This window comes from Paragemmobacter straminiformis (assembly GCF_014243445.1).
GTDB classification, from domain to species: Bacteria; Pseudomonadota; Alphaproteobacteria; order Rhodobacterales; family Rhodobacteraceae; genus Paragemmobacter; species Paragemmobacter straminiformis.
On record NZ_JACLQD010000005.1, the window covers coordinates 62118 to 81021 of the forward strand.

General features: G+C 66.8%; 19 protein-coding genes and 2 tRNA genes. 8 read left to right on the plus strand and 13 right to left on the minus strand.

Annotated features, from left to right (window positions below; genetic code table 11):
* Positions 1–56: 56 nt before the first annotated feature.
* A complete protein-coding gene (locus H7F16_RS15875; protein WP_185798615.1) occupies positions 57–788 on the plus strand; it encodes an SDR family oxidoreductase in 732 nt (243 codons plus the stop codon).
* A 133-nt stretch (positions 789–921) separates the two neighbouring features.
* Here the strand turns inward: H7F16_RS15875 and H7F16_RS15880 are convergent, their stop codons facing one another.
* Positions 922–1062, minus strand: coding sequence for an entericidin A/B family lipoprotein (locus H7F16_RS15880; RefSeq protein WP_185798616.1), 141 nt, complete (start codon positions 1060–1062; stop codon positions 922–924).
* Positions 1063–1216: 154 nt separating this feature from the next.
* On the opposite strand from H7F16_RS15880, the gene parA reads away from it, so the two are divergent.
* On the plus strand, positions 1217–1837 hold the full coding sequence (parA, locus tag H7F16_RS15885; protein WP_185798617.1) for a ParA family partition ATPase: 621 nt from the start codon (positions 1217–1219) through the stop codon (positions 1835–1837).
* Between the two features lies 1 nt (position 1838).
* On the opposite strand, the gene H7F16_RS15890 is transcribed toward parA, so the two are convergent.
* Both H7F16_RS15890 and uvrB read right to left on the minus strand, forming a co-directional pair.
* Entirely contained in the window at positions 1839–2024 is a 186-nt protein-coding gene (locus H7F16_RS15890) for a hypothetical protein (protein ID WP_185798618.1), read from the minus strand.
* A gap of 57 nt (positions 2025–2081) precedes the next feature.
* On the minus strand, positions 2082–4262 hold the full coding sequence (gene uvrB, locus H7F16_RS15895) for an excinuclease ABC subunit UvrB (RefSeq protein WP_185798619.1): 2181 nt from the start codon (positions 4260–4262) through the stop codon (positions 2082–2084).
* 329 nt (positions 4263–4591) lie between these two features.
* On the opposite strand from uvrB, the gene H7F16_RS15900 reads away from it, so the two are divergent.
* The 4 genes from H7F16_RS15900 (at position 4592) to H7F16_RS15915 (ending at position 5687) form a co-directional block, all read left to right on the plus strand.
* Positions 4592–4903, plus strand: a complete 312-nt coding sequence (locus H7F16_RS15900) for an ETC complex I subunit (protein WP_185798620.1) — start codon at positions 4592–4594, stop codon at positions 4901–4903.
* Positions 4903–5361, plus strand: coding sequence for a GNAT family N-acetyltransferase (locus H7F16_RS15905; protein WP_185798621.1), 459 nt, complete (start codon positions 4903–4905; stop codon positions 5359–5361). The genes H7F16_RS15900 and H7F16_RS15905 overlap by 1 nt, the downstream gene beginning before the upstream one ends.
* A 45-nt stretch (positions 5362–5406) precedes the next feature.
* Positions 5407–5483: transfer RNA gene (locus H7F16_RS15910), tRNA-Arg, on the plus strand.
* Positions 5484–5613: 130 nt separating this feature from the next.
* Positions 5614–5687, plus strand: a tRNA-Gly gene (locus tag H7F16_RS15915).
* A gap of 66 nt (positions 5688–5753) precedes the next feature.
* Here H7F16_RS15915 and H7F16_RS15920 read toward each other — a convergent pair.
* From H7F16_RS15920 to H7F16_RS15950, 7 genes are all read right to left on the minus strand, one after another.
* Entirely contained in the window at positions 5754–6998 is a 1245-nt protein-coding gene (locus H7F16_RS15920) for a mandelate racemase/muconate lactonizing enzyme family protein (RefSeq protein WP_185798622.1), read from the minus strand.
* A 127-nt stretch (positions 6999–7125) separates the two neighbouring features.
* Positions 7126–8328, minus strand: coding sequence for a TCR/Tet family MFS transporter (locus H7F16_RS15925; protein WP_185798623.1), 1203 nt, complete (start codon positions 8326–8328; stop codon positions 7126–7128).
* A gap of 36 nt (positions 8329–8364) precedes the next feature.
* Entirely contained in the window at positions 8365–9141 is a 777-nt protein-coding gene (locus tag H7F16_RS15930) for an alpha/beta fold hydrolase (protein WP_185798624.1), read from the minus strand.
* The gene (gene pcaD, locus H7F16_RS15935; RefSeq protein WP_185798625.1) at positions 9134–9922 is read right to left on the minus strand and encodes a 3-oxoadipate enol-lactonase; all 789 of its coding nucleotides are present in this window, start codon (positions 9920–9922) and stop codon (positions 9134–9136) included. Before pcaD ends, H7F16_RS15930 begins: the two co-directional genes overlap by 8 nt.
* A 46-nt stretch (positions 9923–9968) precedes the next feature.
* Positions 9969–10937: a threonine ammonia-lyase gene (locus H7F16_RS15940; RefSeq protein ID WP_185798626.1), complete on the minus strand. Its 969-nt coding sequence runs from the start codon at positions 10935–10937 to the stop codon at positions 9969–9971.
* Entirely contained in the window at positions 10934–11761 is an 828-nt protein-coding gene (locus H7F16_RS15945) for an alpha/beta fold hydrolase (RefSeq protein ID WP_185798627.1), read from the minus strand. The genes H7F16_RS15940 and H7F16_RS15945 overlap by 4 nt, the downstream gene beginning before the upstream one ends.
* The gene (locus tag H7F16_RS15950) at positions 11758–12435 is read right to left on the minus strand and encodes a haloacid dehalogenase type II (RefSeq protein WP_185798628.1); all 678 of its coding nucleotides are present in this window, start codon (positions 12433–12435) and stop codon (positions 11758–11760) included. Before H7F16_RS15950 ends, H7F16_RS15945 begins: the two co-directional genes overlap by 4 nt.
* A gap of 138 nt (positions 12436–12573) precedes the next feature.
* On the opposite strand from H7F16_RS15950, the gene H7F16_RS15955 reads away from it, so the two are divergent.
* Together H7F16_RS15955 and H7F16_RS15960 are read left to right on the plus strand one after the other, a co-directional pair.
* Entirely contained in the window at positions 12574–14352 is a 1779-nt protein-coding gene (locus H7F16_RS15955; protein WP_185798629.1) for an ABC transporter transmembrane domain-containing protein, read from the plus strand.
* Positions 14353–14522: 170 nt separating this feature from the next.
* On the plus strand, positions 14523–16409 hold the full coding sequence (locus H7F16_RS15960) for an acyl-CoA synthetase (protein ID WP_185798630.1): 1887 nt from the start codon (positions 14523–14525) through the stop codon (positions 16407–16409).
* Here H7F16_RS15960 and dtd read toward each other — a convergent pair.
* Genes dtd through H7F16_RS15975 form a run of 3 tightly spaced genes read right to left on the minus strand, consistent with a single transcriptional unit; the run spans position 16406 to position 18775 of the window.
* Entirely contained in the window at positions 16406–16840 is a 435-nt protein-coding gene (gene dtd, locus H7F16_RS15965) for a D-aminoacyl-tRNA deacylase (RefSeq protein ID WP_185798631.1), read from the minus strand. The two genes, H7F16_RS15960 and dtd, sit on opposite strands and share 4 nt — an antisense overlap.
* Complete coding sequence (locus H7F16_RS15970; RefSeq protein ID WP_185798632.1) at positions 16837–17760, minus strand: carbohydrate kinase family protein; 924 nt, start codon at positions 17758–17760, stop codon at positions 16837–16839. The genes dtd and H7F16_RS15970 overlap by 4 nt, the downstream gene beginning before the upstream one ends.
* A gap of 58 nt (positions 17761–17818) precedes the next feature.
* The gene (locus H7F16_RS15975; protein WP_185798633.1) at positions 17819–18775 is read right to left on the minus strand and encodes a phosphoribosylaminoimidazolesuccinocarboxamide synthase; all 957 of its coding nucleotides are present in this window, start codon (positions 18773–18775) and stop codon (positions 17819–17821) included.
* Positions 18776–18904 lie beyond the last annotated feature (129 nt).

The following is an 18904-nucleotide window of genomic DNA, read 5'->3' on the forward strand; positions in this document are numbered from 1 at the left end:
GGCGCTTTCCTTTCCCGAGGGTGCGCCCTAGGATTGCATCCAAAGGGGAGTGACGCATGACAGGGCAGAAAACCATAGTCCTTACAGGGGCTTCGCGCGGGATCGGCCATGCCACGGTGAAGCGGTTCTCGGCCGAAGGGTGGCGCGTGCTGACCTGTTCGCGCCAGCCCTTCGATCCGCGCTGCCCCTGGCCGGGGGGCGAGGAGAACCATATCCAGATCGACCTTGCCAGCCCCGACAAGACCATCGCCGCCATCGAGACGATCAAGGCCAAGGTCAATGGCCGGGTCGATGCCTTGGTGAACAATGCCGGCATCTCGCCCAAGGGCGAGGGGGGCAAGCGGTTGAATACATTGGAAACCGACCTGCGGACCTGGGGGCAGGTGTTCCATGTGAACTTCTTTGCCTCGGTCATCCTTGCGCGGGGGCTGAAGGACGAGTTGGCGGCGGCCAAGGGGGCCATCGTCAACGTCACGTCGATTGCGGGGGTGCGGGTGCATCCCTTTGCCGGTGCGGCCTATGCCACGTCAAAGGCGGCGCTGGCGGCTTTGACGCGGGAAATGGCGCATGATTTCGGGCCTTTGGGCGTGCGGGTCAATGCCATTGCCCCCGGCGAGGTGGAAACCGCCATCCTGTCGCCGGGGACAGACAAGATCGTCGAGAAACTTCCCATGCAGAGACTCGGCCAGCCGCGCGAAGTGGCGGATGTGATCTGGTTTTTGTGCTCGGACCAGTCGTCCTATATCTCGGGTGCCGAGATCGAGGTTAACGGCGCGCAGCACGTCTAGGGCGGCGAAAAACATGCAGAGACGATATGCACAGTCTATGCAGACGCGGCCTTTGGCGGATTAGGGATTTCTTCGGAATTTGCGGGCGGCTTCCGGGGCCGCCCGATCCGGGTGCCAAGCCCCGGCGCTGCGGTCAGAGACCGGCTTGCGCCTGATTGCTTTCCTGCTGGATCGTCTCGCCCGTGGTTTCGACGTCACGCCCCAGACCTTGTATCGTCTCGCAGGCGGTCAGGGTCATCAGGGCGGCAAGGGTCAGGGCGAAGCGTAGGGTCATGGCAGTCTCCGGTTGAAAGATATTGACAGCAAACGCGGCGCGGCCCGAGAGGTTCCCGCGGCGGAACAGCGCCGGTGCGGGCAAAGGCCGACATTGCCGCAGGTGCAAAGGGTGCTTTCGGTGTTACGCTGCGTCGCAGCATCGGGGGATTCGCATGGGCGTCGTCGTCACCATCGCGCAGCAGAAGGGCGGGTCGGGCAAGACCACGCTGGCCGCGAACCTTGCGGTTGCCTTTCAGCGGCAGGGTTTGCGGGTGGCGGTGCTTGACACCGATCCGCAGGGATCGCTGGGGCGCTGGTTCATGCTGCGGCGCGAGAGGGGCGCGGCGGGGATCGAGTTTTCGACCGCTTCGGCCTGGGGGGTCAGCTATGAATGCGAAAAGCTGCGGCGGCTGTCGGATGTGGTGATCATCGACACGCCCCCCAAGGTGGATGCCGATTTGCGGCCCGCGCTGCGCGAGGCCGATCTTGTGCTGGTGCCTGTCGCGTCGAGCCATGTGGATCTGTGGGCGCTGGAGGGCGTGCTGGATCTGGTATCGCGCGAGGGGCGGCGGGCGGTGATCGTGCTGAATCAGGCGCGCGCCGGAACGCGGTTGACGGCGGATGTGGCGGCGGCGGCGGGAAGCCATGCGGCCGTGGCCGCTTCGCGTCTGGGGCAGCGGGTGGTCTTTGCCGAAAGCCTTGGGGCAGGGCAGGGCGTGGCCGAGCTGGGCCGCAGCGCCGCGCGCGACGAGGTCGAGGCGCTGGCGGCGGAAGTGCTGGCCCTGCTGGGGTGATTCAGCCGCGCTTTTGCAGGATGAGGACGTAGCCCGCATAGGCGCCCGCGCCGCCGAAGATGATCGCCCAGAACGGGTTGCCCCATGACAGTTCCAGCGCGCCCCATGCCATCGGCAGCAAGGCCGTGGCCCAGCGGACCCAGGCGCGGCGGAACATCGGGTGATCTGGGTCGAGCATCGGTTTCATGGGCGGCCTTTTGTCTGGTTCAGACCGAGATAGGTGTTCGGGGCCGGAACGCAACGGTCATTTGTAGCGCCGCTTGTTGCCGCCGCGCTGGCCCGCGCGGCCTGCGGTCGACCGGCCCGAGGATTTGACCGCGGCTTCGGCGGCCTCTTCCACCACCGATTGGCGGGCGAGCGGGTCATCGGCCACGACGAGTTCCACGGCCTCGAGGCGCTTCACCTCGTCTCGCAGGCGCGCGGCTTCCTCGAATTCGAGGTTTTCGGCGGCCTTGCGCATGGCAAGGCGCAGCGCATCGAGGTGGGCTGCGAGGTTCTGGCCGACCATCGGCTTGTCGAGCTTGGCCGTGACGCGGGACATGTCGGTGTCGCCCTGCCACAGGCCCGAGAGGACGTCTTCGATGTTCTTGCGGATGGTGGTCGGGGTGATGCCGTGCTTGGTGTTGTAGGCGATCTGCTTGTCGCGGCGGCGGTTGGTTTCGGCAATCGCGCGCTCCATCGAGCCTGTGATGCGGTCGGCATACATGATGACGCGGCCTTCGGCGTTGCGGGCGGCGCGGCCGATGGTCTGGATGAGCGAGGTTTCCGAGCGCAGGAAGCCTTCCTTGTCGGCGTCGAGAATGGCGACGAGGCCGCATTCGGGAATGTCGAGACCTTCGCGCAGCAGGTTGATGCCGACGAGGACGTCAAAGGCGCCAAGCCGCAGGTCGCGCAGGATCTCGATGCGTTCGATCGTGTCGATGTCGCTGTGCATGTAGCGGATGCGGATGCCCTGTTCGTGGAAATATTCGGTCAGATCCTCGGCCATGCGTTTGGTGAGCGTGGTCACGAGGACGCGCAGGCCGCGGGCGGCGACGCGGCGGATTTCCTCGAGCAGGTCGTCGACCTGCATGTCGACGGGGCGGATTTCGACCTCGGGGTCGATAAGGCCGGTGGGGCGGATGACCTGTTCGGTAAAGACGCCGCCCGCCTGTTCCAGCTCCCATTTCGCGGGGGTGGCGGAGACGAACACCGATTGCGGGCGCATGGCGTCCCATTCCTCGAATTTGAGGGGGCGGTTGTCCATGCAGGAGGGCAGGCGGAAGCCGTGTTCGGCCAGCGTGAACTTGCGCCGGAAGTCACCCTTGTACATGCCGCCGATCTGCGGGACCGAGACGTGGGATTCGTCGGCAAAGACGATGGCGTTGTCGGGGATGAATTCGAAGAGCGTGGGCGGCGGCTCTCCGGGGGCGCGGCCGGTGAGGTAGCGCGAGTAGTTTTCGATTCCGTTGCAGACGCCGGTGGCTTCCAGCATTTCGAGATCGAATTGCGTGCGCTGTTCAAGGCGCTGGGCTTCGAGCAGCTTGCCTTCGCCGGTGAGCTGTTTCAGGCGGTGGAACAGCTCGTCCTTGATGCCCTTGATCGCCTGCGCCATCGTCGGGCGCGGGGTGACGTAGTGGCTGTTGGCGTAGATGCGGATCTGCTTGAAGCTGTCGGACTTTGCCCCTGTCAGCGGGTCGAATTCGACGATGGATTCGAGTTCGTCCCCGAAGAAGGAAAAGCGCCAGGCGCGGTCTTCGAGGTGGGCGGGCCAGACTTCGAGACTGTCGCCGCGCACGCGGAAGGAGCCGCGCGCGAAGGCGGCGTCGTTGCGGCGGTATTGCTGGGCGACGAGTTCGGCCATCATCTGGCGTTGCTCGTAATGTTGGCCGACGACGAGATCCTGCGTCATGGCCGAATAGGTTTCGACCGAGCCGATGCCGTAGATGCAGGAGACCGAGGCGACGATGATGACATCGTCGCGTTCCAGAAGCGCGCGGGTGGCCGAGTGGCGCATCCGGTCGATCTGTTCGTTGATCTGCGATTCCTTCTCGATATAGGTGTCCGAGCGGGGAACATAGGCTTCGGGCTGGTAGTAGTCGTAGTAGGAAACGAAGTATTCGACCGCGTTGTCGGGGAAGAAGCCCTTGAATTCGCCATATAATTGCGCGGCCAAGGTTTTGTTGGGCGCAAGGATGATGGCCGGGCGCTGGGTTTGTTCGATGATCTTGGCCATCGTGAAGGTCTTGCCCGTTCCGGTCGCGCCCAGAAGCACCTGATCGCGTTCGCCCGCAAGGACGCCTGCCGACAGCTCGGCAATGGCCGTGGGCTGGTCGCCCGCCGGTTCGAAGGGCGAGGCCAGAACGAAGCGGCGGCCGCCTTCCAGTTTCGGGCGGGTCAGCACGTCGGGGCGTTCGGTCAGGGCGTTGGAATTGTTGTGGGGCATCTGATTCCCTCCGGGCCCCTTAATTTGGACCGTTCCTGCCGACCCGCAAGGAGGAACACGGAAACGGCAGTGATGTATTCGTGCAGCGTTTTTGCGGGTCACTCAATTTAAGTAAAATTTTCTGCGAAAACATGCAGCTTGGGGTTGTGCGGCGCTTCGGCGCGTTGCAGAGTGCAAGGGCAAGCAGCAAGCTGCCGGTTGGTCGCACCACACACCCCACCCACACTCCCCGTGGCCAGCCGGCAGTCCTTTCCCCGAGGGACAACCTGCCGCTTGCACTTTTCAACGGTTTTAGACCATAAGACCCTGACATTCAGGAGGCCCGATCCATGCGCGCACGCATCTACCAACCTGCCAAGACCGCCATGCAGTCTGGAACGGCCAAGGCCAAGGGATGGGTGCTGGAATTCGCGCCCGCATCGGAGCGCGAGGTCGATCCGCTGATGGGCTGGACCTCGAGCGATGATACGCAGGCGCAGGTCCGGTTGCGGTTCGACACGCGCGAGGCGGCCGAGGCCTATGCCACGGCGCGCGGGATCGAGGTCGAGGTGACCGAGCCCAAGGCCCGCAAGCCGGTGATCCGTCCGCGCGGATATGGCGAGAATTTCGCCACCGACCGCAAGGGCGCCTGGACGCACTGATGCTGACGATCACGCAGGAAAGCCCGCTCGGGGCCGACCTTGGCCTGCTGTTCCGGCGTCATACGGCCGATATGCATGCCGACACGCCGCCCGAAAGCATCCATATGATGGATGCGGGGCAGCTTCAGTCGCCGCTGATCCGGTTTTTCGTGTTGCGCGACGGCGGGGTGCCGGTGGGCATGGGCGCGTTCAAGCGGATCGATGCGGGCCATGCCGAGATCAAGTCGATGCATGTGCTGGCCGAGAATCGCGGGCGCGGGCTGTCGAAGATGATGCTCGACCATCTGGTTGCCGAGGCGCGGGCCGAGGGGCTGAGACGGCTGAGCCTCGAGACCGGGGTGCAGCCGACATTCGTGGCGGCGCGGGCGCTGTATACTCGGGCGGGATTCGTGGATTGCGAGCCGTTCGAGGGATATTGGGCCGACCCGAACAGCGTTTTCATGACGCTGCATCTGTGAGTGACCGCTTGCGCCGCTTCGGTGCTTGTCGCAAAACAGCAAAACGGTCCCGTAGCTCAGCTGGATAGAGCAGCCGCCTTCTAAGCGGCGGGTCGGGGGTTCGAGTCCTCCCGGGATCGCCAATCCTTCACAAAAGGCCCGAGGCGCGGAAGCGGCTTGCGGAACGGTTGGCCCCGTGGCCCGGCGCATAGGGCAGGGATCTTCCGGATCAGCGGTCAGGAGGGGGACGTTCCCTTCGGGGCCTTAAGGTATGCGGCGGTGGTATAGGGGTTGTGCCCGAGGTTTCCACCCTCGAGAGGACGGTTCGAATCCGTTCCGCCGCTCCAAATCCGTCCGGACGGATTTGCAAATTTCTTTGAAGAAATTTGCGGGGGGCGCGAAAGCGCCCCCCTTTATTTCTGGTCCATCGTCGCGGGTGCGCCGCCTTCGAAGCGGTTGCCGTTGGAATAGTCGCAAGGCGCTTCCTGCATTTGCAGGTGCAGGCCGGTTCCGGTGAAGGGATGGGCGCGGGCGACATCTTCGTCGAATTCGATGCCGAGGCCCGGGGCATCGGGGGGAAGGATGTAGCCGCCCTCCCATTTGATCGAATTCTTGATGAGTTTGAGGTGGAAGGCCCCGCCCGTCTCGATGGTTTCGGCGATGAGCAGGTTGGGGATGGAGGCCGCGAAATGGATGTTCGCCGCCCATTCCACGGGGCCTGCATAAAGGTGGGGGGCCATTTCGGCGTTGAAAATTTCGGCCATGGCGGCGATCTTCTTCGCCTCCCATATGCCGCCCACGCGCCCGAGGGCGGGTTGCAGGATTTTAACCCCGCCGTGGCGCAAAAGCGCGCCGAATTCGTATTTGGTCGTCAGCCGTTCGCCCGTGGCGAGGGGGACGCGGACGGATTTTGCGACCTCGGCGAATTCCAGAAGGTTGTCGGGCGGGATCGGTTCTTCGTACCAGAGCGGGTTGTAGGGTTCGAGTTCGCGCCCCATGCGGATGGCGCCGGGTGTGGTGAATTGCCCGTGCGTGCCGAAGAGGAGGTCGACGCGGTCGCCCACGGCCTCGCGGATCGCCTTGCAGAAGGCGACCGAGCGGGTGATGTCGGACATGGCCGGTTCGTGGCCGCCGCGGATGGTGTAGGGGCCTGCGGGGTCGAATTTGACCGCCGTAAAGCCGAGGTCGGCAAAGCGCAGGGCGGCGCTTGCGGCGGCATCGGGATCGACCCAGAAGTCGGGCGATTCGTTGCCCGGTTCGGGGTAGAGGTAGGTGTAGCTGCGGATGCGGTCATTCATCTTGCCGCCCAGAAGCGCCCAGACGGGGCGGTTGCGGGCTTTGCCAAGGATGTCCCAGCAGGCGATTTCAAGGCCGGAGAAGGCGCCCATCACGGTGGGGTCGGGGCGCTGGGTGAAGCCCGAGGAATAGGCGCGGCGGAACATCCATTCGATGTTCTCGGGCGACTGGCCCAGCATGTGGCGTTCGAACACATCCTCGATCACCGCGATCATCGCCTTTGGCCCGACGGTGGAGGCGTAGCATTCGCCGTAGCCGGTGATGCCGTTGTCGGTGGTGAGTTTGGTGAAGATCCAGTAGCGCCCGCCCCATCCCGGGAAGGGGGGGGCCACGACGAAGATTTCGAGGTCCTTGAGTTTCATGGCGGCACCCTTGGCTGGCGGAGGACGGGGGGCATTGCGCCCCCCGCGCCCCCCGCAGAGTATTTGGCCAAAGGTGAAGCGGGGGAGAGGGAAGGGCGCTGCGGTTTGCGACCCTTGGGTGACGCTTTCAGGCTTTCGGCCGGTTGCCGAGGTGGATGACGAGGGCCAGAACCATCAGCGCCGAGGCCAGCAGGAAGGGCGCGCCGGGGGCGTAGACCGGCGCGGAGGGGGCGGTGAAGGCCGAGAAGATCGAGGTCATCACGAGGGGGGCGGTGATCATGGCGATGGCGTTGAGCGAGGCGAGGACGCCCTGAAGCTCTCCCTGCGCGTCGGCGGGGGCGGAGCGGGAGGCGAGGGCTTGCAAGGCAGGCGTGACCGCCCCGCCCAATGCGGTGACGGGGGTGATGACAAGCGCGGCCGTGCCCGAGGTGACGAGGCCGAGGGCGGCGAGGGTCGTGATGTCGACCCACATGCCGTAATGCGCGGCGCGGTGTTCGCCGAAGCGGCGGATCATCGGGCCGACGAGCAGGGCTTGGCCGATGGCGAAGGAGATGCCGTAGATGGCGAGAGAGATGCCGACCATGCGGCTGTCCCAGCCGAAGCGTGCCTGACCGAAATAGGCCCAGATCGCGGGGTAGACGTTCATCGCGATGCCGAGGATCAGGAAGGTGACCAGCACGCGGCGCAGGCCCGGCAGGCGCGCCACGGCGCGCAGTGCGCCTGCCGGATTGGCGCGGGAGAGGGCGAAGGGGCGGCGCGTGTCGTCGGTCACGGTTTCTGGCAGGACGAAATAGCCAAGCGCGAGGTTGGCGAAGGCGAGGATGGCGGCGGCGAAGAAGGGCGCGTGGAGGGAAAGGGTCGAGAGCAGGCCGCCCATCAGCGGGCCGAGGACGAAGCCCACGCCGAAGCAGGCCCCGATCAGGCCGAAGCGCGCGCCGCGCTGTTCGGGGGGCGTGATGTCGGCGATGAAGGCGGTGGCGGTGGAGTAGGTCGCCGCCGCTATCCCTGCGACGATGCGGCCCAGAAGCAGGAGCCAGATCGTGGGGGCAAGGGCCAGCACGATGTAGTCGAGCCCCATGATCAGCAGCGAGACAAGCAGGATCGGGCGGCGGCCGTAGCGGTCTGACAGCGAGCCGATCACGGGGCCAAACAGAAATTGCATCACCGCGAAAGAGGTGGAGAGGATGCCGCCCCAGATGGCGGCCTGACTTAGATCGCCGTGGGTCACGCTGCGGATCAGGTCGGGCATGACCGGAAAGATCAGGCCGATGCCGATGGCGTCGAGCGTGACGGTGAGCAGGATGAAGATCAGCGGCAGGCGGTTTTGCATTGCGGTGTCCGGCCCGTGGGTCGGGCAGGCCGGAGGCTAGCGCGGAGAGGCGGCGCGCGACAGGGTCGATGCGTGGATTTCCGCGAGCCGTTGCGCCAGTGCTTCGGGGGCGGAAAGAAAGGGGGAATGGCCTGTGGGCAGGTCGGTGAGGGTGCAGCCCCGTGCCATTTCGGTTTGCAGGGCGGGGGGGATGGCGCGGTCGGCTGTCGTGCGGATGTAGTGGCGGGGCGGGGCCTCGGTGGCGCGGGTGGTCGGGGGGAGGGCGGTCGGGGCGAAGGCGTTAGAGGGGAGGGCGTTCGGGGGGAGGGCGGTTTCCTGTGTCGCCAGCGGTTGCGGGGTCAGGCGCGACAGGGCGGCGGCGGCGATGTCGGGCGGGCAGTCGTGGAAGAAGAGGTCGGCTGCGCGGTCGGGGTCGAACGTGAAGGTGAGGCGGTCAGGTGACAGGCGGAAGGCGTGGCGCAGTGGCGGGTCGGGCCATGCGCGGCGCATGTCGGCCAAGCTGCGGTCGGGGGCGGGGACCCATGCGGCGAGGTAGACGAGGGCGGTAATCCTTGACGGGTCGAGCCCGGCGGCGAGGGTGGCGGGAAAGCCTGCGGCGGAATGGGCGACAAGGATGGTGGGGGTGGTGGCCGCCTTCAGGATGGCGCGGGCGGTGGTGAGAAGGGTGACTTGGGCGGCGGGCGTGGGGTCGGCCCCGCAGGCGGGCAGGTCGATGGCGCGGGCGGCGAGACCCCGGGCCGCGAGGGCGGGGATCACGGCGTCCCATGCCCAAGCGCCGTGGCAGGCGCCATGCAGGAGGAGAAGGTCAGGCATGGCCGATGTCCGTCAGGAACTGGCCGATCAGGGCGGCGTATTCGGCGGGCTTCTCGACGGGCGGGATATGGCCCGTGCCGCGCATCAGGGCGAAGCGGTGGCCGGGGATGAGGTCGGCGGTTTCACGAACCAGATCGGGCGGGGTGGAGGCGTCGTTGGCCCCTGCGATGGCAAGGGTGGGCAGGCGCAGGGTGGCGGTGGTCTGGTAGAAGTCGGTGCCTGAGATGGCGGCGGCGCAGCCTGTCCAGCCCTTCGGGTCGGCGTGCAGGAGCAGGGCGCGGAGGCGGGGTTCGGCGGGGTGGGTGGCCCAGGTGCGGCCCAGCCAGCGTTCCAGCGTGGGGGCGGTGATCGCCGCCATCCCGCCCTGTGCCACGGCGTCGATGCGGGGTTGCCATGTCTCGGGGCGGCCGATCTTGGCGGCGGTGTTCGACAGGATCAGCGCGCGGACAAGGTCGAGCCGTTTGACGGCAAGCCCCTGTGCGACAAGGCCGCCGATCGAGAGGCCGAGGAGGGCTGCGTCCCTTAGCCTGAAATGGTCCATCGCGCGTTCGGTGTCACGGATCAGCGCGCCCATCGCATAGGGCGGGGCGGGCGTGTCGGAGCGGCCGTGTCCGCGCAGGTCGAGGCGGAGGATGCGCAAGCTTGGCGGCAGGAGGGGGAGGAGGTCGTCCCAGATGCTGCTGTCGAGGCCGAGGGCATGGAGAAGGACGAGCGGCGCGCCGTTTCCGGGGCCGGAGAGTTCGGCGTGAAGGCGCAGGTCGGGAAGGAAGATCTGGGGCATTGTGCGGCTGTTCTGGCGGTTCGGGGCGGCGGAAGGTGCGGAACGCTCAGGCAGGGAAGCGGTCGAGCGCCGTGCGGAAGATGGCGGGGTCGACGTTGCCGCCGGAGGCGGTGACGATCACGGTATCGGGCAGGTCGGGGGCAAAGAGGGCGGCGGCGAGTGCCACGGCACCGCCCGGTTCCAGCACGATACGCAGATGGGCGAAGGCAAGCGACATGGCCTGAAGGGCCTGATCGTCGGTGACGACGCAGCCGCGCCCCGCGAGGCGGCGCAGGATGGGAAAGGTCAGCGCGCCGGGGGTGGGGGTGAGGATCGCATCGCACAGGCTGCCCGTGGCGGCGGGGTTGGTTTCGCGCGCCCCGCTGGCAAGCGAACGGGCCATGTCGTCGAAGCCTGCGGGTTCGGCGGTATGGAGGCGGAAGCCTGCGTGGGGTTCGAGGGCGAGGGCGATGCCCGACGACAGCCCGCCCCCGCCGCAGCAGGCGATGACGGCGGCTTCGGTGATGCCGAGGGCGCGGGTCTGGGCGGCGATTTCAAGGCCGATGGTGCCCTGGCCCGCGATGACCTGCGGGTCGTCATAGGGTTTTACCAGCGTCAGGCCGCGCCGGGCCGTGAGGGTGGCGCCGAGGGCGTCGCGGTCCTCGGTCGCGCGGTCGTAAAGGATGACTTCGGCCCCGTAGGCGCGGGTGTTGTCGATTTTGACATCGGGCGCGTCGGCGGGCATCAGGATCACGGCGGCGATGCCGTGGCGCTGTGCGGCGAGGGCCACGCCTTGGGCATGGTTGCCGGAGGAGAAGGCCAGCACGCCCCTGCTGCGGGCTTCGGGTGGCAGGGCCGAGATGGCGGACCAGCCGCCCCGGAACTTGAACGAGCCTGTCAGTTGCAGACACTCGGCTTTGACGAAGACGCGGCGGCGGGCGATGGCGTCGAGAAGCGGCGCGTTCAGCAGCGGCGTTTCGCGGGCGTGGCCGTGCAGGCGTCTGGCGGCGGCTTCGATCAGGGCGAGCGAGGTCATGCGGTGCAGGCTTTCAGGAAGGCGTGGATCGCGGCGAGGGATTCGGGTTCGTCGAGGAAGGGGATATGGGCGCGGTCGGGGACCGTGGCGAAGATCATGTCGGGGCGGCGGCGGCGCATTTCGGCGGCGGTTCCGGCAGAGAGAAGGTCGGAGTTCGCGCCGCGGATCAGCGCCAGCGGCAGGCCCGCGCAGGCATCGAAGAGCGGCCAAGCATCGGCGGCGGGGGCGGCAAGGCTGGCGGCGAAGCTGTCGCGCAGGGCGGGGTCATAGGTGATGCGCAGGCCGTCGGGGGTTTGGGTGTAGTGGGTTTCGGCCTCCTGTCTCCAGCGTGACAGGGGGACGCCGGTGAAACCGGGCATCGAGCGGGGATAGGCTTCGGCCAAGGCGGCGTGGGTTTTGGGGGTGGGGTTGCGGCCGATGTAATCCGCGATGCGGGCGAGGCCGTCGCGGTCGATCACGGGGCCGATGTCGTTGAGGCACAGGCCCGTCAGGCGGGGTTTGGCGATGGCCGCGAGGACCATGCCGATCAATCCTCCGCGCGAGGTGCCGAGGATGGCGGCCCGTTCGACGCCGAGATGGTCGAGCAGGGCCATGGCATCCGCAGCCTCGGTCGGGATGGTGTAGGTGGCGGCGCCGGTCCATTCGCTTTGGCCGCGCCCGCGATAGTCCATGCGGATCAGGCGCAGGGGTGGAAGGTGCGGGGCGAGGTAGTCGAAATCGGCCATCGTGCGGGTGAGACCGGGCAAGCACAGAAGCGGCAGGCCGGTGCCCGTGTCGGAATAGGCGAGGCGGGCGCCGTCGGGGGCTGTGAAGAACAGGGTCATTGCAGCAGCCGTGCGAGGTGGGTGAGGTCGGGGACGATATGGGCGGGGCGTTGCGGCAGGCGGTCGACGGGGGCGGCGTCGCGGTTGACCCATGCGGTCCAGAGGCCGAAATGCGCCGCCCCCGCGATGTCCCAGCCGTTGGCCGAGACGAAGAGGGTTTGCGCGGGCTTGGCGCCGAGGCGGGCTTCGACCAGCGCGTAGATGTGGTGGACGGGTTTGTACTGGCGCACCGACTCGACCGAGAGCACCGCGTCGAACCGGTCGGCGATGCCCGCTGCGGTGCAGGCCTGCGCCAGCATGGCGGGTGTGCCGTTCGACAGGATCGCGAGCTTGTAGCCCGAGGCTTTCAGGTTCGACAGCACCTCGGGGGCTTCGGGAAAGGCAAGGAGCGTGTCGAAAAGGCCCAGAAGGCGGGTGCGCAGGGCAGGGTCGGTCAGGTCATGGGCGTCAAGCACCCAGTCGAGCGCATCGGCGGTGACGGTGGCGAAATCGGCATAGTCGCCGATCAGGGTACGCAGCCATGTGTATTCGAGCTGCTTCCTGCGCCAGTCGGCGGCAAGGCGGGGCCATGCGTCGCCCAAGGCCTCTCCCCCCGGTTCGGCAGCGGCGCGGCGGGCCGCCGAAGTGACATCGAACAGCGTGCCATAGGCATCGAAAACGACCGTGGTGATCATCGGATCCCCCCTTGCTGCACGGGCTGACACGGCATCGTGACACAGCAACCCGTCTGCGGGTAGGGGGCGCGACAAAGCCGGTGCTTGCCCGCACGTCTGTGGGTGATAAACCGACGCAGCGCAACGACAGGAAGCGACATGGCCCGTAACGACACGTTGATCGACCGCCCCGCCTCGAAACGGGTGGGGGCCTTGCGCGGGCTGATGCCCTTTCTGCGGCCGTACCGGACGATGTCGGCGCTGGCGGGGCTGGCGCTGGTGGTGACGGCGGGAATGAGCCTTGTGCTGCCGCTGGCGGTGCGGCGGGTGGTGGACGGCTTCAACAAGGATGTCGCCCTGCTTGACCAGTATTTCGGCGCGGCGCTGGTGATTGCCGCGCTGCTCGCGCTGGGCACGGGGGTGCGCTACTACTTTGTCACGCGTTTGGGCGAGCGGGTCGTAGCCGATATCCGCCGCGCGCTGTTCGACCGCGTGATGGGGATGTCGCCCGCCTTTTACGAAAGGCTTCTGACGGGCGAGGTTCTGAGCCGGATCACCACGGATACGACGCTGATCCTGTCGTTGATCGGGTCATCGGTTTCGGTCGCGCTGCGCAATGTGCTGATGCTGGTGGGGGGCTTGGCGCTTCTGATGCTGACCTCGGCCAAGCTGACGGGGCTGGTCTTGCTGATCGTGCCGGCCATCGTGCTGCCGATCGTGTTCCTTGGCCGCCGCCTGCGGGTGCTGAGCCGCGAGAATCAGGACTGGATCGCGGCCTCGTCCGGGTCGGCGTCGGAGGCGCTGTCGGCGGTGCAGACGGTGCAGGCCTTTACGCATGAAGGGCAGACGCGGGCGGCTTTCGCCGAGGTGACCGAGAAGGCCTATGCCTCGGCCCAGACGCGGGTGAAGGTGCGGTCGCTGATGACGGTGATCGTGATTTTCCTGACGTTCACGGGGATTGTCGGGGTCTTGTGGATCGGCGCGCGCGATGTGCGGGCGGGCGCGATGAGCCCGGGCGAGCTGGTGCAATTCGTGATCTATGCCGTGATGGTGGCCGGCGCCGTTGGCGCCCTGTCGGAAATATGGGGCGAGGTGCAGCGGGCGGCAGGGGCGACCGAGCGGCTGGTCGAGATGCTGGGGGCCGAGGATTCGGTGAACGATCCGGCCAGCCCCCGCGCCTTGCCGCGCCCTGTGCGCGGCGAGATCGTGTTCGACGATGTGACCTTTCGCTATCCGGCGCGGCCCGAGGTTTCGGCGCTGAGGGGCGTGTCGCTGGTGGTGCGTCCGGGCGAGACGGTGGCGCTGGTCGGTCCTTCGGGGGCGGGCAAGACCACGATCTTGCAGCTTTTGATGCGCTTTTATGATCCGCAATCGGGGGTGGTGCGGTTCGACGGGATCGACCTGCGCGAGATGGAGCGTGCCGATTTCCGCCGCGCCGTGGCGCTTGTGCCGCAAGACCCCGTGATCTTTGCCGCCAGCGCGCGCGAGAACATCCGCTTCGGCCGCCCCGATGCCACCGATGCCGAGGTGGAGGCCGCGGCAAAGGCGGCGGCGGCGCATGATTTCCTGTCGGCCTTGCCGCAGGGCTATGACACATGGCTGGGCGAGCGCGGGGTGATGCTGTCGGGCGGGCAGAAGCAGCGGGTCGCCATCGCGCGGGCCATTCTGCGCGATGCCAAGGTGCTGCTGCTGGACGAGGCGACGAGTGCGCTTGACGCCGAAAGCGAGCGGGCGGTGCAGGCTGCCGTGGAAAGCCTGTCGGAAGGGCGCACCACGCTTGTCGTGGCGCATCGGCTGGCGACGGTGAAGCGGGCCGACCGGATCGTGGTGTTCGACCACGGGCAGATCGTCGCCACCGGCACGCATGAGGCGCTGGTCGCCGAGGGCGGGCTTTATGCGCGGCTGGCGCGGTTGCAGTTCACCGATGGGCAGGTCTGAAGGCGGGCAGGTCTGAAGGCAGGCAGGTCTGAAGGCGGGCAGGTCCGGGGGCGAGAACGCGGCGGCGCGGGGCGCGCGCCGAGCGCGGCCTTGCGGGGCGCGCGCTTTGCCCCCATCTTTCGGACAGGCACCCGCAGGCACATGCGGGGCCGTCGAAGGGGGGAAGCGCCATGACCACGTTTGCCAATCTGGCGGACCTGAAGGCCATCGAGGCCGAGATGCCTTGGGACAAGCGCGACGTGGCGCGGACGCTGCACAGTTTCTTGCGCCGCGCCCGTGACAGCCACGGGGCGCGGCCCGCGATCAGCTTCCAGATCCTTTCCGATCCAAAGGCCAAGGCCCTGACCCTGACATGGGAGGCGCTGTTCGCCGAGGTGACGCAGGCCGCCAACATGCTGCGGGCGCAGGGTGTCGGGGAAAGCGATGTCGTCGCCTATGTGCTGCCCAACTGTCTGGAAACGGCGGTGGTTCTGCTGGGCGGGGCGGTTGCGGGGATCGTGAACCCGATCAACCCGCTGCTCGAGGCCGAGCAGATCAGCGCGATCCTGCGCGAGACGGGGGCCAAGGTGGTTGTCACCCTGCGCGCCTTTCCCAAGACCGATGTGGCGCAGAAGGTCGCCGAGGCGGTGAAACATGCGCCCAAGGTGCGCGTGGTGCTCGAGGTCGATCTGCTGCGCTATCTGACGCCGCCGAAATCGTGGATCGTGCCGCTGCTGCGGCCCAAGGACGCCGTTTCGCACGCCGCGGTGGTCAGGGGCTTGCGCGACGAGATGGCGCGGCACCGGTCGGACGCGCTTGAATTCACCGAAGGGCGCGAGGATCGGGTGGCCGCTTATTTCCACACCGGCGGCACCACGGGCATGCCCAAGGTGGCGCAACACAAGGTGTCGGGCATGGTCTACAACGGCTGGCTGGGGCAGCGCCTGCTGTTTCGGGAAACCGATGTAGTGATGTGCCCGCTGCCGCTGTTCCATGTGTTCGCGGCCTATCCTGTGTTGATGTCGATGATCGCCTCGGGGGCGCATGTCGTCTTTCCCACGCCTGCGGGTTATCGGGGCGAGGGGGTGATGGACAACCTGTGGAAGCTGGTCGAGCGGTGGCGCTGCACCTATCTTATCACCGTGCCGACGGCGCTGGCCGCGCTGATGCAGCGGCCGATCGATGCCGATATCACCAGTCTGAAAAGCGCGTTCTCGGGGTCTGCGGCGCTGCCGGTAGAACTGTATGCGCGGTTCAAGAAGGCCACGGGGATCGACATCATCGAAGGCTACGGGCTGACGGAATGCACCTGTCTGGTGGCCGTGAACCCGCCCGAGGGCGAGAAGAAGATCGGGTCGGTCGGGCTGCCCTTTCCCTATACGCATCTGCGGATATTGCAAAAGACGGGCGAGGGGTTCCGCGAATGCGGCGTGGACGAGGTGGGCGAGATCTGTGTCGCCAATCCGGGGGTTTACGAAGGCTCGACCTATACCGAGGTGGACAAGAACCGCGACCTCTTCGCCGAGGGGCGGTTTTTGCGGACGGGTGATCTGGGGCGGGTCGATGCGGATGGCTACGTGTTCATCACGGGGCGGGCCAAGGACCTGATCATCCGTGGCGGGCATAACATCGACCCCGCGACCATCGAGGATGCGCTGATGAAGCACGAGGCGGTGGCGATGGTGGGGGCCATCGGCCAGCCCGATGCCCATGCGGGCGAGTTGCCTTGCGCCTATGTCGAACTGGTCAAGGGGCAGGATGTCGGGGCCGAGGCGCTGCTGGCCTTTGCCGCCGCGCATATCGGCGAACGGGCGGCGGTGCCGAAATACATCGAGGTCCTGCCCGACCTGCCCAAGACGGCGGTGGGCAAGGTGTTCAAGCCCGACCTGCGGCGCAAGGCGATTGCGCGGGTCTTTGACGCGGCGCTTGCGGGGGCCGGGCTGCCCGCCCGCGTGGCTGCGGTGACCGAGGACAAGAAACGCGGTCTGGTGGCGCAGATCACCTGTTCCGCCGAGGTGGACGAGGCGCGGCTGCGCGCGGTGCTGGGGACATTCACGGCCGCCTGGGAGCGTGTCTAAAGCTCGACCCAGATGGTGACGGGGCCATCGTTCGTCAGCGAAACCGCCATGTCTGCGGCGAAGATGCCGTTCTGCGTGGGGATGCCCTCGGCCTTCATGCCGTCGGTGAACAGCTCGTAAAGGCGGCGGCCTTCGTCGGGTTTGGCGGCGGTCGAGAAACCGGGGCGGTTGCCGCGCAGGTCGGCGGCGAGGGTGAATTGCGAGACGATGAGGGCGGACCCCCCGATGTCGCGGACCGAGAGGTTCATCTTGCCCTGATCGTCCTTGAATATCCGCATCTTGGCGATTTTCGCGGCCATCTGGCGGGCCTGCGCGTCGGTGTCGCCCTCCATCGCGCAGATCAGGATGAGAAGCCCGGCGCCGATCTCGCCCGTGACCGTGCCGTCGACGGTGACGCGGGCCTGGCTGACGCGCTGGAGGACCGCCCTCACAGTTCGTGGCGCCAGGGCGGGTTCGCGCCGGGGCGTGACACCGTCACCGCAGCGGCGCGGGTGCCGAGGGTGAGGGCCGCATCGAGCGTGGCGTCGGAGACGGTGGCAAGGGCGGCTTTGGTCAGCGCGCCCGCGTCATGCAGGGCGGCAAGCGCGCCTGCGTTGAAGGTATCGCCCGCGCCGACGGTATCGGCCACGGTCACGCGGGTTGCGGCGACGAAGCGGTTCTGCGTGGCCGTGACGGCCCGCGCGCCTGCGGCACCTTCGGTGATGAAGACGATTTTCGGCCCCTTTTCAAGGATCTGGCGGGCAAGGGCCGTCAGGTCGCCAGCGCCTGCCAGCCAATGCAGATCCTCGTCCGACAGTTTCACGATATCGGCCCGCGCGATCATCCGCTCGATGCGGGCGCGGTATGCGGCCTCTTTCCCGGCGATGAAACCGGGGCGGATGTTGGGGTCGATCATGGTGACGCGGGTTGCCGCCTCGCGGGTCTGCAACGCCTCGTAGGTGCTGGCGGCGGGGTCGTTCACAAGGCTGATGCCGCCGAAGAAAAGCGTGGTGATGCCGGCCGGAAGGACGGGAAGCTGGTCTTGCGACAAAAGCCGTCCGGCGGTGTTCTCGTCATAGAAGGCATAGGTCGCCTGACCGTTGACCAGTTTGACGAAGGCAACGGTGGTGGGCCGGTCAGAGCGGGCGCAGTATTGCGTATCGACCTTGGACGCCTCGAGCGTGTCGGTCAGGATCTGGCCGAGCATGTCGTTGGAAATGCCCGAGAAAAATGCCGAAGGCGCACCAAGGCGGCCAAGTGCGATGGCGGTGTTGAACACGGCGCCGCCCGCATAGGGCGAAAAGGCGGGTTCGCCCAGCGTCGTGGTGCGGGGCAGCATGTCGATCAGGGCTTCGCCACAGCTGAGAATCATTTTACGGCTCCTCCGGTTGCGACGACCTTAACGCATCGTGCGATGTTAGCGCAAACAGTCAGCGAAACCACGGCGCGAGATTGGCGCGCACCCGGTCGAGCGGGGTGGCGCCCGTGGTGTCGGGAAGGAAGGTCCGGCCCGTGATCGCCTCGAAGGCGTCGATATAGACCTGCGCGGTTTGCGCGATCATTTCGGCGGGGATTTCGGGGATCGCGTCGACATAGGGGTCGCAGCGGGCGGCGACCCACGAGCGGATCACATCCTTGTCGAACGAGGGCGGGCGGGTGCCATCGGCAAAGGCCTGCGGGTAGCCCGATGCAAGCCAGTAGCGGCTGGAATCGGGGGTGTGGATTTCGTCGGCGATCAGGATGTTGCCATCCGCGTCGGTGCCGAATTCGTATTTGGTATCGACAAGGATCAACCCCCGTTCGGCCGCCATCTTCTGCCCGCGGGCAAAGAGCGCCAGGGCCTTGCCAGACACTTCGTCCCATTGACTTTGCGTCAAAAGCCCTTGGGAAACAATCTCTTCCGCGGTCAGCGGTTCGTCATGGCCGCCGTCGAAGGCCTTGGAGGTGGGGGTGATGATCGGGGCGGGCAGGGCCTGATTGTCGCGCAACCCGTCGGGCAGGACATGGCCGTACATGGCCCGCTGCCCCTGTTTGTACAGCGTCAGGACCGAGGTTCCGGTGGTTCCCGCCAGATAGCCGCGCACGACGATCTCGACGGGAAGGATGGTCAGGCGTTTGCCGATCACCACATTGGAATCGGGATACGAGATGACATGGTTCGGGCAGATGTCGGCCGTGGCTTCGAACCAGAATTTCGCCGTCTGTGTCAGCACCTGGCCCTTGAAGGGAATGGCGGCGAGGATGCGGTCGAAGGCCGAGATGCGGTCCGAGGAAATCAGGATGCGGGTGCCGTCGGGCAGGTCGTAGCAGTCGCGGACCTTGCCGAAATAGGGGTTCGGCAGTTCGGGAATCCGCGCCTCGGTCAGGACTCGGCTCAGGTCGATCATCGGTGTTTCCCTTCATCCGCAGATGGCGCGTGATGCGGCGGGTGGGGGTCCATGTCAAGCGCCGCAAGGGCGAATCCGGCATGCACGGGGGATGCAGACGCGCTGCGCGGCGACTTTACCGCCCGTTAA

Coding starts and splice junctions, on each gene's coding strand:
- H7F16_RS15875 (WP_185798615.1), top strand. CDS start 57: ATGACAGGGCAGAAAACCATAGTCCTTACAGGGGCTTCGCGCGGGATC.
- H7F16_RS15880 (WP_185798616.1), bottom strand. CDS start 1,062: ATGACCCTACGCTTCGCCCTGACCCTTGCCGCCCTGATGACCCTGACC.
- parA (WP_185798617.1), top strand. CDS start 1,217: ATGGGCGTCGTCGTCACCATCGCGCAGCAGAAGGGCGGGTCGGGCAAG.
- H7F16_RS15890 (WP_185798618.1), bottom strand. CDS start 2,024: ATGAAACCGATGCTCGACCCAGATCACCCGATGTTCCGCCGCGCCTGG.
- uvrB (WP_185798619.1), bottom strand. CDS start 4,262: ATGCCCCACAACAATTCCAACGCCCTGACCGAACGCCCCGACGTGCTG.
- H7F16_RS15900 (WP_185798620.1), top strand. CDS start 4,592: ATGCGCGCACGCATCTACCAACCTGCCAAGACCGCCATGCAGTCTGGA.
- H7F16_RS15905 (WP_185798621.1), top strand. CDS start 4,903: ATGCTGACGATCACGCAGGAAAGCCCGCTCGGGGCCGACCTTGGCCTG.
- H7F16_RS15920 (WP_185798622.1), bottom strand. CDS start 6,998: ATGAAACTCAAGGACCTCGAAATCTTCGTCGTGGCCCCCCCCTTCCCG.
- H7F16_RS15925 (WP_185798623.1), bottom strand. CDS start 8,328: ATGCAAAACCGCCTGCCGCTGATCTTCATCCTGCTCACCGTCACGCTC.
- H7F16_RS15930 (WP_185798624.1), bottom strand. CDS start 9,141: ATGCCTGACCTTCTCCTCCTGCATGGCGCCTGCCACGGCGCTTGGGCA.
- pcaD (WP_185798625.1), bottom strand. CDS start 9,922: ATGCCCCAGATCTTCCTTCCCGACCTGCGCCTTCACGCCGAACTCTCC.
- H7F16_RS15940 (WP_185798626.1), bottom strand. CDS start 10,937: ATGACCTCGCTCGCCCTGATCGAAGCCGCCGCCAGACGCCTGCACGGC.
- H7F16_RS15945 (WP_185798627.1), bottom strand. CDS start 11,761: ATGACCCTGTTCTTCACAGCCCCCGACGGCGCCCGCCTCGCCTATTCC.
- H7F16_RS15950 (WP_185798628.1), bottom strand. CDS start 12,435: ATGATCACCACGGTCGTTTTCGATGCCTATGGCACGCTGTTCGATGTC.
- H7F16_RS15955 (WP_185798629.1), top strand. CDS start 12,574: ATGGCCCGTAACGACACGTTGATCGACCGCCCCGCCTCGAAACGGGTG.
- H7F16_RS15960 (WP_185798630.1), top strand. CDS start 14,523: ATGACCACGTTTGCCAATCTGGCGGACCTGAAGGCCATCGAGGCCGAG.
- H7F16_RS15970 (WP_185798632.1), bottom strand. CDS start 17,760: ATGATTCTCAGCTGTGGCGAAGCCCTGATCGACATGCTGCCCCGCACC.
- H7F16_RS15975 (WP_185798633.1), bottom strand. CDS start 18,775: ATGATCGACCTGAGCCGAGTCCTGACCGAGGCGCGGATTCCCGAACTG.